The 15,326-nt window shown below is 75.1% G+C and carries 14 protein-coding genes and 1 pseudogene; 8 read left to right on the top strand and 7 right to left on the bottom strand.

Annotated elements, in window-relative coordinates; all coding sequences use genetic code 11:
- Window positions 1–255: 255 nt before the first annotated feature.
- The 4 genes from OG556_RS02185 to OG556_RS02170 all read left to right on the top strand — a co-directional run bounded on the left by OG556_RS02185 (window position 256) and on the right by OG556_RS02170 (window position 6,340).
- Window positions 256–615, top strand: coding sequence for a hypothetical protein (locus tag OG556_RS02185; RefSeq protein WP_371515574.1), 360 nt, complete (start codon window positions 256–258; stop codon window positions 613–615).
- Window positions 612–2,507, top strand: coding sequence for a GMC family oxidoreductase (locus tag OG556_RS02180; protein WP_371515573.1), 1,896 nt, complete (start codon window positions 612–614; stop codon window positions 2,505–2,507). The genes OG556_RS02185 and OG556_RS02180 overlap by 4 nt, the downstream gene beginning before the upstream one ends.
- Window positions 2,504–3,346, top strand: coding sequence for a hypothetical protein (locus OG556_RS02175; RefSeq protein WP_371515572.1), 843 nt, complete (start codon window positions 2,504–2,506; stop codon window positions 3,344–3,346). Before OG556_RS02180 ends, OG556_RS02175 begins: the two co-directional genes overlap by 4 nt.
- Window positions 3,347–3,535: 189 nt before the next feature.
- On the top strand, window positions 3,536–6,340 hold the full coding sequence (locus tag OG556_RS02170; protein WP_371515571.1) for a BTAD domain-containing putative transcriptional regulator: 2,805 nt from the start codon (window positions 3,536–3,538) through the stop codon (window positions 6,338–6,340).
- Between the two features lie 121 nt (window positions 6,341–6,461).
- On the opposite strand, the gene OG556_RS02165 is transcribed toward OG556_RS02170, so the two are convergent.
- The 5 genes from OG556_RS02165 to OG556_RS02145 form a co-directional block, all read right to left on the bottom strand.
- Window positions 6,462–7,532, bottom strand: coding sequence for a bile acid:sodium symporter family protein (locus OG556_RS02165; protein ID WP_371515570.1), 1,071 nt, complete (start codon window positions 7,530–7,532; stop codon window positions 6,462–6,464).
- The gene (locus OG556_RS02160) at window positions 7,529–7,831 is read right to left on the bottom strand and encodes a hypothetical protein (protein ID WP_371515569.1); all 303 of its coding nucleotides are present in this window, start codon (window positions 7,829–7,831) and stop codon (window positions 7,529–7,531) included. The genes OG556_RS02165 and OG556_RS02160 overlap by 4 nt, the downstream gene beginning before the upstream one ends.
- Entirely contained in the window at window positions 7,828–8,712 is an 885-nt protein-coding gene (locus tag OG556_RS02155) for an oxaloacetate decarboxylase (RefSeq protein WP_371515568.1), read from the bottom strand. The genes OG556_RS02160 and OG556_RS02155 overlap by 4 nt, the downstream gene beginning before the upstream one ends.
- Window positions 8,713–9,042: 330 nt before the next feature.
- Window positions 9,043–9,912, bottom strand: coding sequence for a class I SAM-dependent methyltransferase (locus tag OG556_RS02150; RefSeq protein WP_371515567.1), 870 nt, complete (start codon window positions 9,910–9,912; stop codon window positions 9,043–9,045).
- Between the two features lie 252 nt (window positions 9,913–10,164).
- Window positions 10,165–10,701: a PadR family transcriptional regulator gene (locus tag OG556_RS02145; protein WP_371515566.1), complete on the bottom strand. Its 537-nt coding sequence runs from the start codon at window positions 10,699–10,701 to the stop codon at window positions 10,165–10,167.
- 130 nt (window positions 10,702–10,831) lie between these two features.
- Between OG556_RS02145 and OG556_RS02140 the strand changes: the two genes are divergently transcribed.
- Both OG556_RS02140 and OG556_RS02135 read left to right on the top strand, forming a co-directional pair.
- Entirely contained in the window at window positions 10,832–12,163 is a 1,332-nt protein-coding gene (locus tag OG556_RS02140) for an MATE family efflux transporter (RefSeq protein WP_371515565.1), read from the top strand.
- A gap of 37 nt (window positions 12,164–12,200) precedes the next feature.
- Window positions 12,201–12,728, top strand: coding sequence for a DinB family protein (locus tag OG556_RS02135; RefSeq protein WP_371515564.1), 528 nt, complete (start codon window positions 12,201–12,203; stop codon window positions 12,726–12,728).
- On the opposite strand, the pseudogene OG556_RS02130 reads toward OG556_RS02135, so the two are convergent.
- A pseudogene (locus tag OG556_RS02130) lies at window positions 12,715–12,894 on the bottom strand (hypothetical protein); the annotation flags it as partial. The gene OG556_RS02135 and the pseudogene OG556_RS02130 sit on opposite strands and share 14 nt — an antisense overlap.
- 34 nt (window positions 12,895–12,928) lie before the next feature.
- Between OG556_RS02130 and OG556_RS02125 the strand changes: the two are divergent.
- On the top strand, window positions 12,929–13,114 hold the full coding sequence (locus tag OG556_RS02125) for a hypothetical protein (protein ID WP_371515563.1): 186 nt from the start codon (window positions 12,929–12,931) through the stop codon (window positions 13,112–13,114).
- 121 nt (window positions 13,115–13,235) lie between these two features.
- Here the strand turns inward: OG556_RS02125 and OG556_RS02120 are convergent, their stop codons facing one another.
- Window positions 13,236–13,412 (bottom strand): antitoxin, encoded by a 177-nt coding sequence (locus tag OG556_RS02120; protein ID WP_350881782.1) that lies wholly within the window; start codon window positions 13,410–13,412, stop codon window positions 13,236–13,238.
- 285 nt (window positions 13,413–13,697) lie between these two features.
- On the opposite strand from OG556_RS02120, the gene OG556_RS02115 reads away from it, so the two are divergent.
- Window positions 13,698–15,197: a M28 family peptidase gene (locus OG556_RS02115; RefSeq protein ID WP_371522526.1), complete on the top strand. Its 1,500-nt coding sequence runs from the start codon at window positions 13,698–13,700 to the stop codon at window positions 15,195–15,197.
- The last annotated feature ends 129 nt before the right edge of the window (window positions 15,198–15,326 follow it).

The following is a 15,326-nucleotide window of genomic DNA, read 5'->3' as shown; positions in this document are numbered from 1 at the left end:
CGACCTCGCCGGCCCCCCGCCGGACCCCGGCCCACCCCCGTAGCCCGACCGGAAACAGCCGCCGACCGAACGCGGTGGGCGGCCGATCGGGCAGGAGGCGGCCAAGACCGGGCACATTCGGGCAACGGGTTCCCGGTGGCGACGGCGGGCGGCAGGATCGCGCTGGCAGACCGTGACGGGCCGCTGTTTCCACCCACCCCACGGTCTGTCATGTCTTGGCCACCCGTCAACGACCGTGGGGGTGCCCGCTTGTCCGTGCCAGACGACCATCCTGCCGTTGACTGCCTCGCCGAGTTCGGGGCGCCCGACGACCTCGCCGACTTCGACGAGTTCCTGCGCGTGTGCGCCGAACTGACCGGCTTCGACGAGCCCGAGCTGCGCGCCACCGGCATGGCGCACGAGCACCACCGCACCACCCTGGCCCACCGGGTCCGCGACGACCACGCCCTGGTCCACCTCTGGTACGTCGGCTCCTGGCCGGGCGAGACGCCCAGCTCCGCCCGCGCCTACGACCAGGGCCTGGCCTGGCGGACCTTCCGCGCCGACCCGCCCGGCGCCGCCGCCCCCGGCCACGGCAGCTGGGCCGAGGCGCCCCGAGGGGTTGAGGAACGGTGACCGCCCGCTGGGACGTCGTCGTGGTCGGCGCCGGCTTCGCCGGAACGCTGGTCGCCCACCGCCTCGGCGCGCAGGGCCGGCGGGTCCTCGTCCTCGAAGCCGGCCGGACCGCGCCCTCCGGGCCCGAGACCGCCGCCGCCTTCCGCGCGGCCGGCGGCGGCCCGCCCACCTCGCCCTACCCGCACGACCCCGACGCCCCGTCCCTCGACGTCACCGACCTCACCGGGCTCCCCGGCGGCGGCTTCACCGCCACCGGACACCTCCGGCAGGACGGCCCGCTGCCGTACGCCAGCGGCTACCTGCGCGCCAACGGCGGCACCGGACTGCTCTGGACCGGCCTCACCCCGCGCATGCACCCCGAGGACTTCCGCACCGGCGACCTCGGCCGCGGCCGCAACTGGCCGATCGGCTACGACGACCTGGAGCCGTACTACCGCGCCGCCGAACACGAACTCGGCGTCGCCGCCGACGCCGGGGAGCAGCGCCGCGCCGTCGGACTGCCGATCCCGGACGACTACGCCTTCCCCATGCGGGCCATCCCGGCCAGCCACCTCGACCGCCGGCTCGCCCACGCCCTCGACGGCCGGACCGTCCGCGACCCCGCCATGCCCGGCCCCGCCCGGCTCGCCGTCGTCGGCACCCCGCACGCCCGCAACGGCCTGCCCACCCGGCCCGGCGACAGCTTCGGCCCGACCTGCGCGGGCAGTGCCAGCTGCGTCCCGGTCTGCCCGACCGGCGCCAAGTACACGCCGCTGCGCACCCAGGCCCGCTGGGCGCCGTGCGTCGAACTGCGCACCGGGGCCGTGGTGGCCAGGGTGCTCACCGACCCGGTGACCGGGCGCGCCACCGGGGTCGAGTACCTGGCCGGCGGCGCGGCCCACCGGGTGGACGCGGACCTGGTCGTCCTCGCCGCGCACGCCGTCGAGAACGCCCGGCTGCTGCTCCTGTCCGGCCTGGCCAACCGCAGCGACCAGGTGGGCCGCAACCTGATGGACCACCCGGTGCTGCTCACCTGGGGGCTCATGCCCGGCCAGGTCGGCCCCTACCGGGGGCCCGGCTCCACCAGCGGCCTGGAGGCCTTCCGCTTCGGCCCGGGCCGCGCCCGCCGGGCCCCGTTCCGGATCGAGATCGGCAACTGGGGCTGGTCCTGGGCCGGTGGCTCCCCCGAGGCGGAGACGGCCGCACTGCTGGCCGCCGGGCTGCGCGGCAAGGAGCTGCGGGCACGCCTCGGCGACCGGCTAGGCCGTCAGTTCTCGCTCCAGTTCGAACTGGAGCAGCCCGCCGACCCGGCCAACCGGGTCACCCTCGACCCGGACCGGCGCGATCCGCTCGGCCGCCCCGGCCCGGCCGTCCGCTACGACCTCGACGAGTACGTCCGCGCGGGCATGGTCTCGGCCCGGGCCGTCTCCGACCAGCTGTTCGCCCTGCTCGGCGCCGAGGACCACACCGCCTACCCGGCCGGTCCGCAGTGGCCGGGCCGCCTCGAACACCGGGGAACCGCCTACGGCTACCGGGGCGCGGGCCACGCCGGCGGCACCCACGTCATGGGCGACTCGCCCGGCACCTCCGTCGTCGACCACTGGCAGCGCTGCTGGGACCACCCCAACCTGTACGCCGTCGGGTGCGGCTCGATGCCCTCGCTCGGCACCTCCAACCCCTCGCTCACCATGGCCGCCCTCGCCCTGCGCAGCGCCGACCGGATCCACCAGGACCTGCTGGACCTGCACCGCCCGGTGTCCGTCGGCACCCGGCTGCCGACCCCCGCCGATCCTCGCTCGCCCGCGCTCCCCCCGCCCGGCACCCCCTCGTCCGTCGCTGCTTCGTCCGTCGCTGCTTCGTCCGTTGCCGCTCCGCCCGCCACCCGTTCGCCCGCCCTTCCGGAGACACCATGACCGGCCTGCCGCTCCCGCCCGTACCGGAGCCGTACCACCTGCCCTTCCACTACGGCGCGCTGCACAACATCGGCGTCGACTACCTGGTCGAGCCCGAGCGGGCGCGCGAGCTGCTCGGCAAGCGCCACCCCGGCCTGACCGCCGCCGTGTTCGACGGCGGGGCCTGCGTGTCCCTCAACTACCAGCTGTACTTCGCCCAGTACCCGAACGGTGGTGGCATCACCGAGGAGCTGGAGATCAATCTGGTCGCCCACCCGATGTTCGCCGGGGACCGCCTGCCCGTCCTCAACTACGGCCAGTACGCCCGGGGTTACGACCAGACCAAGCTGCTCGGCATCGCCCGCCTGCACGTCCTGTGCGACAACCCGCTCGCCATCGACGCCGGGCGCCGCCTGTACGCCGAGCCCAAGCACCCCGGCTGGTTCGAGACCGCGCTGCCCTCGCTCAACGCCCCCGCCGTGCGCGAGCGCTGGTCCGTCTCCTGCCGCCGGGCCACCCTCGGGGAGGACGGGCTGCGCCGCCACGACGAGCAACTCCTCGCCCTCGACGTGAACCTGATCGGCCTCACCGCCGAATCCGTCAACAACACCCCGATCACCGGCTACGGCACCGACGACGAGGGCAAGCTGCTCGCCGGCCCGCTCAACGTCTACCACCCCTACCGCTACTACGCCCTGGACGACCGCACCGCCGACCGCGTCCGGCTCGACCTCGGCAACCCCGCGGAGGAGTCCGCCCGCGACCTCGCCCACCTGATCGCCGACGCCCCGGCCGCCGGGGTCTGGACCTACCAGTCCCCGCCGGTCGCCGCCCACAACCGCGCCTACTACGTCCGGTGATGTGCCCGCCCGCCGGGGGTGGGTTACGGTCAGGGTCGACACCACCCGAGCGGGCGGGCAGCGGACCGCCGGCACCGTTCTCGTGTGCACCCCTGACCGCTCCGCCGCAGCTGGGGGTGTGCTCGTGAGTGTCCACTGACAAGGGTAGCCTTACCCATTGCGCAGGTGATCGGCAGTGGGGAGGGACCCTTGTTGGAATTCCGGCTGCTCGGACCGGTGGAAGTCCGGCGCGACGGGCAGTTCGTCGAGATCGGGCCACCGAAACGCCGGACCCTGCTGGCGATGCTGCTCCTCGCCAACGACGCGCTGGTCACGAACGACCGCCTCACCGACGCCCTGTGGGGCGAGCAGCCGCCCAGGCACGCCAAGACCGTGATCCAGGGGCACGTCTCCCAACTCCGCCGGCTGCTGCACCCCGTGGGCCCGGTCACCATCGCCACCGCCTGCGACGGCTACCTCCTCCAGACGCCGGCCGACCGCATCGACGGCGAGCGGTTCCGCGCCGCCGTCGCCGAAGCGCGCACCGGCGACGGCGCACCGGCCGGGATCCCGGAGCTGCGCAAGGCCCTCGCGCTCTGGCGCGGCCCGGCGCTCGCCGGACTCTGCGGCACGCCCCCGGTCGTCGCCGCGGCAGCGGAACTGGAGGAGGCGCGGCTCGGCGCGGTGGAGGAGCTCGGCCAGGCGCTGACCGCCGGCCGGCGCGCCGAAGAGGCCGTCGCGGTGCTGCGCGGCCCGGCGGACCGGCATCCGCTGCGTGAGTCCCTGGTGGCGCTCCTGCTCGACGCCCTGCTGTCGACCAACCGGCAGGCCGAGGCCATCGAGCTCTACCACCGCACGGCCCGACTGCTCGGTGACGAACTGGGCGTCGACCCGGGCCCCGCGATGGTCGAGGCCTACGACCGGATCCTCGGCCCGCCACGCGCCGCCCGCCGACGGGAGGACACGCACCGGCCCGGGGGCCCCCACGGGCAGCCCGGAGGCCTCCACGGTCAGGAGGCCGCGGACCGGCAGGAAGCCACCCGCCGCCAGGCGGACGCGCACCGCCGAGCCGACGGGCACCGTCAGGCGGACGCACACCGCGGCGCGGGACAGCCGGGCGCGCACGGCCTGCGGCGACCGCTCCTGCTGCCCCGGCGACCGGCCGGCTTCACCGGGCGCAAGCGCGAACTCGCCGCCCTCGACGCGGCCGTGCGGCACGCCGCACACGACTCGCCCATCTGCCTGGTCACCGGGCCGGCCGGGATCGGCAAGAGCGCGCTGGTGGCCCACTGGGCCCAACAGGCCTCGGCGGACTTCCCGGACGGCGTGCTCTTCGCCCGGCTCGGCGGCTTCGTCGACACCGCCCCGATCGCCGACCCCGCCTTCGTCATCCGGGACTTCCTCGGCGCGCTCGGCATCCAGCCCGACGACATCCCGCAGAACACCGCCGCCGCCGAGGCGCTCTACCGCTCGCTGCTCCGGAACCGCCGCCTCCTGGTCATCCTCGACGACGCGCTGAGCTACGACCAGGTCCGCCCGCTGCTCCCCGGCGCCCAGGGCTGCGCCACCGTCGTCACCAGCCGCAACCGGCTGGAGAGCCTGGTCGCCGGCGACTGCGCCCGCCCGCTGCTGCTGGACCGGCTCGGGCCGGGGGAGGGCGAGGCACTGTTCGCCCGCATCCTCGGACCGGACCGGGTCGGAGCGGAGCCGGACGCCGCCGGGCGCCTGGTGCGGCTGTGCGACGGGCTGCCGCTGGCCCTGCGACTGGCGGCGGCCCGGCTGGCGGTGCGGCCCGAGCGCTCGCTCGGCGACGCGGTCGAGGAACTCCGCGACGGGCAGCGGCGGATCTCCTTCCTCGCGGTGGACGGCATCGACTTCGCCTCTGTCCTGCGCGTCAGCGTGGACCACCTCCCGCCCGACGCGGTCGCCGTCCTGCGGCTGCTGGCCCACCACTTCGGCCCCGACATCGACGTGGCGGCGGTCGCCGCGCTGGCGGACGACAGCACGGCCGGCAGCCGCGCCGTGCTGGAACGCCTCGTCGCCGCCAACCTGGTGGAGGAACGGGGGCACGACCGCTACGCCCTGCACGGACTCATCCGGCTGTTCGCCCGCTCGCTCGGCCCCGCCCCCGGGGGCGACCGCCTCCTTCCGCTCCTCGACCACTACCTGTACGCCGCCCTGGCCGCCGCGAGCGCGGCGGTGGCGGGCAGCCAACCCTGCTGCCGGCTCCCGGAGGACTTCCGGACGCCGGTGTCGACGCCCGTCTTCGCCGACCGGGAGGAGGCGATGGCCTGGTACGCCAGGGAACGGCGCAACCTCGTCGCCGCCACCGCGGCGGCCGCCGCCGGCCGGCACCACCACCGGGCGTGGCGACTCGCCCTGCTGCTGTGGCCCCTGGTCGTCCAGCAGCCCGGAGCCGACTGGGAGGCTCCGCTCGGCCACGCCCTCGGCTCCGCCGTCGAACTGGCCGAGGCCGACGCGGAATCCCGCGTCAGGAGCCTGCTCGGCTGGGTCCTCGGACAGAACGGCCGGTACGAGGAGGCCCTGCCGCACCTGCTGCGCGCACCCGACCTGGCCCGGCGCGCCGACGACACCGAGGGCGAGGCGATCGCCACCGCCAACCTGGCCCAGGCCCGGGAGGCACTCGGCGACACGAACCTGGCCGGCCTCGGCTACGAGCGGGCCGCGCAGCTCGCCCGCAGGGCCGGCAGCCCGCAGACCGAGATGCTCACGACCTACTACCTGGCCCGGTACCACCTGCTGAACGAGCGCCCGGCGAAGGCGCTCGCCCTCGCGCAGTGCGCGCTCGACCTCGCCCCGGAGGACCAGGTCGTCGCTCGCCGCGCGATGCTCCTGGACATCTGCGGGAGGGCCCTGGCCACCCTGGACCGCAACGGCGAGGCGTGGCACCACTTCGACCGCGCGGGCCGCCTCGCGGAACAGGACGGCTTCAACGCCGACGCCGCCGACTACTACGCGCGCGCCGCCGCGGTACGGACCTACGGGAACGGGTAGCGGCTGCCGGCCGCGGTGTCCGGCTGGACACCGCGGCCGGCAGCCGCTGTCCGACCCCCGGGGCCGGCCCCAGACGTCCGGCCCCAGCCGTCGAGTCCAGGCACCGTTCCCAGGCGTCGGCTCACCCGGGAACGGGCGGCCCGCCCGGCCCGGTGAGCGCGGCCGGTACCCGATCGGCGGGCGCGGCCTGCCCGGCGGGCGCGGCGTCAGGCGCGCGGGCCCAACGGCCGGCGAGTACGGTGCCGGCCACCAGCTGGAGCTGGTGATACGCCATCAACGGCAGGACCAGCAGCCCGGCCTGGGGCCCGAAGAGCACGGTGGCCATCGGCAGGCCGTTCGCCAGGCTCTTCTGCGAGCCGCACAGCACCGCCGCGATGGTGGCCGGCCGATCGAGCCCCAGCAGCCGTGCGCCGAGCCCGGTGACCGCGAGCGCGGCGGCCAGCAGGGCGAGCAGCACCGCGAGCAGGCCGAGCAGGGCGCCCGGGGTGGCCAGGCCCCAGCTGCCCTGGGCCGTCGCCGCACTGAACGCGGTGTAGACGACGAGCAGGATCGAGCCCCGGTCCACCGGCGTCAGCACCCGTCTGTGCCGGGTGAGGAAGGCGCCGATCCACGGCCGCAGCACCTGCCCGAGCAGGAACGGCGCGAGCAGCTGGGCCCCGATCCGCAGCAGCCCCTCGGCCGACAGCGCGGTGTGCACGTCCAGGAGCCAGGCCGCCAGCAGCGGGGTCAGCAGCAGCCCGGCCAGGCTGGAGTACGTCCCGGCGCAGATCGCCGCCGGGACGCTGCCCCCGGCGGCGCCGGTCAGCGCCACCGAGGACTGCACCGTCGACGGGAGCAGGCAGAGGAACAGCACCCCGGTCTGCAACTGCCCACTGAGCGGGACGGGCGTGAGCAGCGCGGTGGCCGCCCCGAGCAGCGGGAAGAGGCCGAAGGTGGCGGCGAGCACCAGCCCGTGCAGCCGCAGGTGGCGCAGCCCGGCCAGCGTCTCGCGGGCGGAGAGCCGGGCGCCGTAGAGGAAGAACAGCAGCGCCACCGCCAGGTTGCAGGCCACGGCCGCCACCCGCGCCGAGCCCCCGGTGGCCGGGAACAGGGCGGCCAGGCCGACCGTCCCGACGAGCGCGGCCAGGTACGGGTCGAGCCGGCGCGGCCACAGTCCGCGCCACCGGCCCCGGCGGACGGTGTCGTCGGTCATCGGCCACCCCCGATCGCCGCCCCGCCCGGGCCCGACCCGAGCAGGCCGCCCACCAGGGATCCGGCGCCGTCGTGGTCGCTGCCCGCCGAACCGCTGCCGTTCTGGACGTTGGCCGTGCGGTCGATCTCCACCCAGGAGTCGGCGTTGGAGTTGTCGACGAGCGTGATCAGCCCCCCGCCCGCCGCCGCGGGCGCCGCCGCGCCGGCGAGGAGGGCGCACGCCCCGGCCAGCCCCAGCGCGGTGGCCCGCAGGACGGCGGCCGCCGGGGGCGGGGCGGGCCCGCGCAGCCCGGCCCTCACACCGTCACCCCCGCGAGCGAGCGCGAGCGCGCGATGTTCCGCTCCAGCAGTTCGGTGGACTCCCGCACGCCGATCTGCCGGCTCTCCCCGGCGCCGGCCGGCAGCCGCCCGTCGGCCACCTTCAGCCCGGCCAGCGCCTCGTCCATCGCCCGGTGGGCCGCGAACAGGCAGGGCGTGCTGTAGATCGCGACGTCCACCCCCAGCTCGGTCAGCTCGGAGAGCGACAGCCGGGGGGACTTGCCGCCGGCGATCTGGTTGAACAGCAGCGGCTTGTCGCCGACGACCCGCCGGATCCGCCGGATCCAGTCCTCGCTGCGCACCCCGTCGACCAGCACCACGTCGGCGTCGGTGGCGGCGAGGGCCCGGGCACGGCGCAGGATGTCCTCCTCCTCGGTGGCGTCGGTGCGGGCGACCACCAGGAGGTCCGTCCGGTTGGCGAGGACGAGGTCCAGCTTCTCCAGGTACTCCTCCAGCGGGAGGACCTGTTTGCCGTCGGCGTGGCCGCAGCGGCGCGGCCGTTTCTGGTCCTCCAGGATGACGCCGGACGCGCCGATGCGTTCGAGCCTGCGCACGACGTGGCAGGCGACCTCGGGATCGACGTAGCCGTCGTCGATGTCGACCAGGAGGTGGTGCCGGGGGAAGGCGCCGCGCAGCCGTTCGACGAAGCCGACCATGTCCGGCCAGGCGATGAACCCGATGTCGGGCAGTCCGTAGTAGGAGGCGGCGAAGCCGAATCCGGAGACGAACATGCCGTTGTAGTGCTCGGCCGCGATGGAGGCCGAGTACATGTCGTAGACGCCGATGAGGGGCGTGGCTCCCGGGCTCGCGATCTCCTCGCGGAGGCGCTGCCCGTGGCCCGACGCCGTGGTTCCGTGGAACAAGGCCTTCTCCTCACTCGTGGTGGCTTTGCCTGAACTTGGTCTTCCCTAGACCAAACTGAGGTGCCATCACTATGTGGCCTTTAACGTTGCGTGGGCAAATCTTTAAGGGAGATTCACTCATTCGAGTGAGGCGTTGAATTGAATATATGTCAGACATGTGAAAAGGGCGGTGGCGTGGAAGATCCACGCCACCGCCCTGATCAGGTCGGGTCCGGCCACCGGAGAGTCCCCCGCCCTCGGCGATGGGCGCGCAGCCGCAGCCGCAGCCGCAGCCGCAGCCGCAGCCGGGGGGTGGGGGGAGTTACGGGCGCGCGTCGGCGCGTCGGAGCGTCAGGACGCCGGAACGGGACGGACGGCGCGGCGCTCGCGCAGCGTCCGGAGCACCCGGCGGGTCGCCCGGGTGGCGACCGGCGGCAGCAGGTCCAGCGCCAGCCGGCGCGAGGTGGACTGTTGGACGGGGGCCTTCACCTGGTAGTTGAGCCGTAGCACCGGCTCCCCGGCGATGGTGTCGTCGTCCACCGTGTAGCCCTCGGCCCGCCAGTCGCGCGCGAGCAGGACCTGTCGGACGGCCGTGGCGTCGCCCCAGGTGCCGTAGAACTTCATCGGGGTGAGCAGCACCGGCCGCAGGCCGCCGGTGAAGACCGCCTCCCAGACCGCCGCCGACACGCCGGGGGTGTGCTCCGAGCGGTAGTCGTCCAGCGCCACGACGCCGTTCTCGGCGAGCGCCGCCTTGGTCACCGCGATGTCCCCGGCGACGTGCTCGTACAGGTGGGAGGCGTCGACGTGGACGAACCGGCAGCTCCCGGCCGGGATCCGGCCGTCGGCCAGCACCGAGGTGGGCGCCTGCACGATCTCCGGCAACTCGCCGTGGAAGGCGAGGTAGTTGGCCTCGAAGGCGCTCCGGGTGAGGGTCTTGCGGTAGGACATCGCCATCTCGGCGGCGTTGTCCGCGTCGCCCGCCTCGGAGTCGAACAGGTCGCAGACGGTCAGCCGTTCGCCGGTCTGGAGGTGGTCGCCCAGCAGGACGGCGCTGCGGCCGAGGTAGCTGCCGAGTTCGAGGATGTCGCCGGTGGCGCCCGCCGTGGTCTGGGCCGCCAGCAGGTGGCCGAAGGCCGCCCGGTCGAGACGGAAGAACCAGCCGGGGATGTCGTCCCGGGTCAGTGGCGCGGGGCGGGCAGCTGCGGTCTCGGCGGTGGGCACGGCGGCCTCCAGGAGGGCGGGTGGGGCGCGGTGGCGGGTTCACGCCGCGGAGGGACGCCGTGGACGTGAGGCCGATCATCATAGCGACGCGGAGGCCGGCTGGGAGCCGGTTCGCAGCGGCGCGATTTCGCGCGTTCGCGCTGCTGTACGAAGGTGCGCGCCGGGCCGCGTCCCGGCCTCACGGGTCGGTGCGCCGGGTCGCGTCCCGGCCTCACGGATCGGTGCACCGGGCCGAGCCCCCGGCCTCACGGGTCAGTGCACCGGGCCGTCCAACTCGGCGATGGTCTCCGCCAGCCAGGCCCGCTCGGCCGCCGTGGAGGCCCGGGCGACCAGCAGCATGCCGCGCCGGAAGGGGTTCGGCTCCAGCTCGGCGGTGACCGCGCGGCCCTCGCCGTCGTAGAAGAAGCTGCTCGGCTCGTCCAGGAACGCCAGCCTGCGTCGGAGTACGGCCGCCTGCGCGGGCGGGTCGGCCAGGTGGTGCAGGAAGGCGGCGTGCGCGAAGAAGCGGATCTGGTCCGTGATCTCGGCCTGCTCCGGGTCGGCCAGCCGGCGCCGCAGCTCGGCCCGGCCCTCCTCGGTGAGCTCCAGCGTCTGGCGCGGCGCGGCCCCGCTGCCCGGTTCGGCGCGGCGGCGCAGCAGCCCGGCCTTCTCCAGCCTGGCGATGGCGGGGTAGAGCGCGCCGTCGCTGACCGGCCGGACGTGGCCGGTGAGGCCGGTGATCCGGGACTTGAGCTGGTAGCCGTGCAGCGGCTGGTCGTACAGGAAGCCGAGGATCGCGAGGGTCAGCACGGTCGAAGCCCTTTCGTCGGAGTGCGCCCTGTGGCGCGCCCCATGGTACCTCTTGTCGATGTGCCTCGATAAGAGGTATCTCTATTCGAGGTGAGCCACCGGCAGGCGGTGGCGGAACGGGGGAGGAAGCATGCACGGGCGTCCATCGCGACGACTGGCCGCACTGGCGGGACCGGTCTACGCCGAACTGCTGTCCGGCGTGATCGCCTCGGTGATCGGCACCTTCTGGGTGGCGGGCCTCGGCGGGGCGGCCGTCGCCGCCGTCACCCTGGCCGGCACCGTGGAGAACCTGCTGCTCGGGCTCGTCCTGGTGGTCGGCTCCGGCACCAGCGTGCGGCTCTCCCGCGCGCTCGGCGCCGGCGACCGCGACGACGCCGCCCGCACCACCCGCGCGGCCTGGCGGCTCTGCGCGGTGGGCAGCCTCGCGCTCGCCGTCCCCGGCTTCCTGTTGTGCGACCGCTTGGCCGGTGCCTTCCTGGACGGCGACGCCGCCACCCTCGCCGCCGACTACTTCACCGTCGCCTTCCCGGCGTTCGCGCTGTTCTTCGGCCAGCGCGTCGCCGACGAACTGTTCAAGGGCGCGGGCGACACCCGCACCCCGATGCGGATGGCCCTGCTGTCGAACGCACTGCTGCTCGCCCTCGACCCGCTGCTCGTTCTCGGCGCCGGCCCGGTGCCCGCGCTCGGGGTGACGGGCGCCGCGCTGGCCCTGGCCGGCTCGCGGGCGGTCGCCCTCGCCGTCACCCTGCGGCTGCGGACACGGCTGCCCGCACCCGCCGGGGGAACCGGCGCGGCGGTGGGCCGGATCGTCCGTGCGGGAGCGCCGTTCGGCCTGGACTTCACCGCCCGGATGGCCGTCGGCACGGCCCAACTCGCCCTGGTCGCGGACTTCGGCGTCGCGGCGGTGGCCGGGTACGGCGTCGGCTACCGGATCCTGCTGGTCGTCACCATGGCGTTCTACGCGCTCCGGCAGGCCGTCGCGATCGAGGCCGCCCGCCTCTCCGGCGCGGGGCGTGCCACCGCGCTCGGCGCGCTGCACCGCGCCACCGGACGCCTCGCCGCGCTCCTCGGCGCCGTCGCGGCGGTGCTGTCCGCGACGCTCGCCGCCCCGCTGACCGCGCTGTTCACCGAAGACCCGGCGGTGGCCGGGCAGTCCGTCGGCTTCCTGCGGATGGCGGCGCTCCACCTTCTCCCGTACGCGCTGGTGGTCGCCCTCGGCGGGGTGTACCAGGCGGCGGGCGCCGGCCGACCGCTGGTGCTCTCCGTGCTGCTCGGCCTGGGCGCCCAACTCGCCGCCTCCGCAGCCCTGTCGGGGCCGATCGGGGTGACCGGGGTGTGGGTGGGGCCGACCGTGGGCGCGGTCGTGCAGCTCGGCCTGCTGCTGCTCCTGGCCCGGCGCCGGCCCCGGCGGTCCGCGCCGTCGGCGGACCAGGGCGACCGGGCCCTGAAGCCGGTCGGATGATCGACTCCGGTCGCCCGGCTGTGCCACAGTGGAAGCCATGGGACCGACACTCGACGGGCGGCCGCTGCCGCCCCCGCACGCGGACGAACGCGCCATGCTGGAAGGCTGGTTGGAGTTCCACCGGGCGACTCTTGTGCAGAAGGTCGCCGGACTCGACGACCAGCAGGTCCGGTTGGCGGCCGTCCCGCCGTCGACGATGACGCTGCTCGGCCTGGTCCAGCACCTCGCCGAGGTCGAACGCACCTGGTACCAGCGGGTGCTGGCCGGCCGGGAGGCGCCGCCGCTGTACGGCGCGGACGGCGAGGGCGGCTACGCGCTCACCCCGGAGCGGGGGATGCCCGAGGCGCTGGCCGACTGGCGGGCGGAGGTCGAGCAGGGTCGCGAACTGGCCGCCGGGGCGTCGCTGGAGGACACCGGACGCCTCTCCGAGCGGGCGGCGGCCGTGTTCGGCTCGGAGACGGTCTCGCTGCGCTGGATCCTGGTGCACCTGATCGAGGAGTACGCCCGCCACAACGGCCACGCGGACCTGCTGCGGGAGAGCATCGACGGCCTCACCGGCGTGTGACGGCTCCCTGGGGGAGGGCCCCGGGAGCCGGGCCGAGGTGGGCGTCCAGGGCGGCGCGCAGCAGCGGTTCGACGTCCTCGCCGCCGGTGATGAGCCGCAGGCTCCCCCAGGCGCGCAGCTGGGCCAGGCCGTGCAGGTTCGCCCACAGCGCGGCGGCCGCCGGCCGCGTCGCCGCGGGCGATCCGGGCAGAATCGGAGGCATGGACGAAGGCGGAGAGGCGGCCTGCTGGCTGGACCGGGTCTGCCCGGAGTGCGGGCGCCTGCGCGAGCGGCCCGGGCCGCAACCGTGCGAGAACTGCGGGGCCGGGAGCCCGGACGGCGAGGCGGGGGCGGGGGCGGGGGCAGAGCAGCCCGCAGCCGGGGCCGCGCCGGATCGGGACGGCTGACCCCAGCTCCAGGACGCCTGAACGACGGCCTTGAACGACAGCCCGGAACGGCTGGGCCCCGGTGCGGCCGGGCGGGCCGGTCCGGGGCCGCAGGCGTACGGCGGGGTTCGGTCTGCTGCTACTACTGCGGAGGCTGGTCGCGGAACTGGTTCTTCGCCTGCTCCTGGGCGGCGTCCACCTGGCTGCTGTACTTGCCCTGGGTGCGCTCGTCGACGGCGTCGCCCGCCTTGTCGACGGCCCTGTCGGCCTGGTCCTCGTGGCCCTTCAGCAGGCCCTTGAGCTTATCCAACATGGACATCTGGTCACGCTCCTGGAAGAGACGGCCCCACCCCTCCAGGATCACCGCCTCCGCCGCCGTCCGCATCCCGCGGCCGCGCGGCGGCCTTGGCAACGTGATGCCGGTCATGTCAAATCGGGAGTTCACGGACCGCCGGAAGGAGTCGCCTTGAAGCCCCGAGCCCGCCGCCCGATCTCCCTGCCCCTCCGCCCGACCAGCCCGCTCGACCAGTCCACCCCGATACCGCACCAGCAGCGCCGGGACCAGCGCCCGCGCACTGCCACCGTCCGGAGCGCGGGCGCCGTCCTGACCGTCGCCGCCCTGGCCGCCCCGCTGCTGCTGGCCGGGGCCGGTGGTGCGGCCGCCGACCCGGACCCGGTACGCAGAGGCGAGCGGCTCGCCGCACGCCTGGTCGAGGCCGCCGACGCCGAGAGCGCCCACGACACCCTGGCCGCGCTCCAGCGGATCGCCGACCGCAACGGCGGCACCCGGGTGGCCGGTTCGAAGGGGCACGACGAGTCCGCGCGCTACGTCTACGAGCAGGCCCGCCGGGCCGGGCTGAAGGTGTCCCGGCAGGAGTTCGAGTACACCTTCTTCGAGGCCCGCTCGGAGCGGTTGCAGGTGCTGTCCCCGCAGGCCGAGAGCATCCCGCTGATCGCCATGACGTACTCGTCCGGCGGCCCGGACGCGGGCCTGACCGCCGACCTGGCGGTCGCCCCGGTCAGTGCCGCGACCGGCTGCGCGCCCACCGACTACCCGGCCGGCGCGTTCACCGGCCGGATCGCGCTGATCCAGCGCGGCGGCTGCGGCTTCGCCGTCAAGCAGGCCGCGGCCGCGACGGCCGGAGCGGTGGGCGCGATCATCTACAACAACACCGACGGCGACCTCAACGGCACCCTCGGGGACCCTGCGGCCGGCCGGATCCCCGTCGGCGGGATCACCCGGGCCGCCGGGGAGGCGCTGGCCGCGAAGGCCGCCGCAGGCCAGGTCCGGCTGAACCTCGACATCCGCACCTTCATGGAGCCGCGCAAGACCTGGAACGTCATCGCCGAGACCAGGGGCGGCGACCCGGCCGACACCGTGATGGTCGGGGCGCACCTGGACTCCGTCCCGGCCGGGCCCGGCATCAACGACAACGGCTCCGGTGCGGCGGGCATCCTGGAGGTCGCGCGCAACCTGACCGTCCACCCGGTGAAGAACAAGGTCAGGTTCGCCTGGTGGTCCGCCGAGGAGTTCGGCCTCAAGGGCTCGGAGGCGTACGTGAAGTCGCTCTCCGAGGCGGACCGGAAGAAGATCAGGCTCTACCTCAACTTCGACATGATCGCCTCTCCCAACTACGCGCAGTTCGTCTACGACGGCTCGGGCAGCACCGGCGGCGGCGCCGGCCCCGAGGGTTCGGCGCAGATCGAGCGGGACCTCACCGGCTACCTGGACGGCCGGGGCCTGCCGCACGAGCCGACCGCCTTCAACGGCCGCTCCGACTACGGCCCGTTCATCGACGCGGGCATCCCGGCCGGCGGCACCGACACCGGCGCCGAGGTGGTCAAGTCGCAGGCGCAGGAGGACCGGTACGGCGGCACGGCGGGCGTGGCCTTCGACGCCTGCTACCACAAGGCCTGCGACGGCTTGAAGAACATCGACATGGACGCCTTCGACGTCAACATCGACGTGATCGCCCATGCCGTCGGCACCTACGCCTGGGACCTCTCCTCGCTGACCCGGCCCGTGCCGCCGCAGCGCCCCGCCGACCAGGCGGGTGGCGGCGGCGGTACGGGCGGGGGCCACGCCCACGAGGTGACGGCCTGACGCCCGGGTGGGCCCGCTGCCGTCCTCGGGCGGCGGGCCCACCCGCCCCACCCGCCGGCTCCGCCGTGCTCGTCCGCCATTCGGCCCCTCCTCCCGCTCGCACCCCCGAGCCCCGGCCCGGGCCCCGCC

Source organism: Kitasatospora sp. NBC_01300, assembly GCF_041435235.1.
In the GTDB taxonomy this organism is placed as follows: Bacteria; Actinomycetota; Actinomycetes; order Streptomycetales; family Streptomycetaceae; genus Kitasatospora.
Note: the sequence above shows the minus strand (reverse complement) of the source record. Positions and strands in the feature narration are given on the sequence as shown.

Excerpts from the sequence above, each read along its gene's own strand:
- OG556_RS02175 (WP_371515572.1), top strand. The coding sequence starts at position 2,504 with ATGACCGGCCTGCCGCTCCCGCCCGTACCGGAGCCGTACCACCTGCCC.
- OG556_RS02165 (WP_371515570.1), bottom strand. The coding sequence starts at position 7,532 with ATGACCGACGACACCGTCCGCCGGGGCCGGTGGCGCGGACTGTGGCCG.
- OG556_RS02125 (WP_371515563.1), top strand. The coding sequence starts at position 12,929 with ATGGACGAAGGCGGAGAGGCGGCCTGCTGGCTGGACCGGGTCTGCCCG.
- OG556_RS02120 (WP_350881782.1), bottom strand. The coding sequence starts at position 13,412 with ATGTCCATGTTGGATAAGCTCAAGGGCCTGCTGAAGGGCCACGAGGAC.
- OG556_RS02135 (WP_371515564.1), top strand. The coding sequence starts at position 12,201 with ATGGGACCGACACTCGACGGGCGGCCGCTGCCGCCCCCGCACGCGGAC.
- OG556_RS02140 (WP_371515565.1), top strand. The coding sequence starts at position 10,832 with ATGCACGGGCGTCCATCGCGACGACTGGCCGCACTGGCGGGACCGGTC.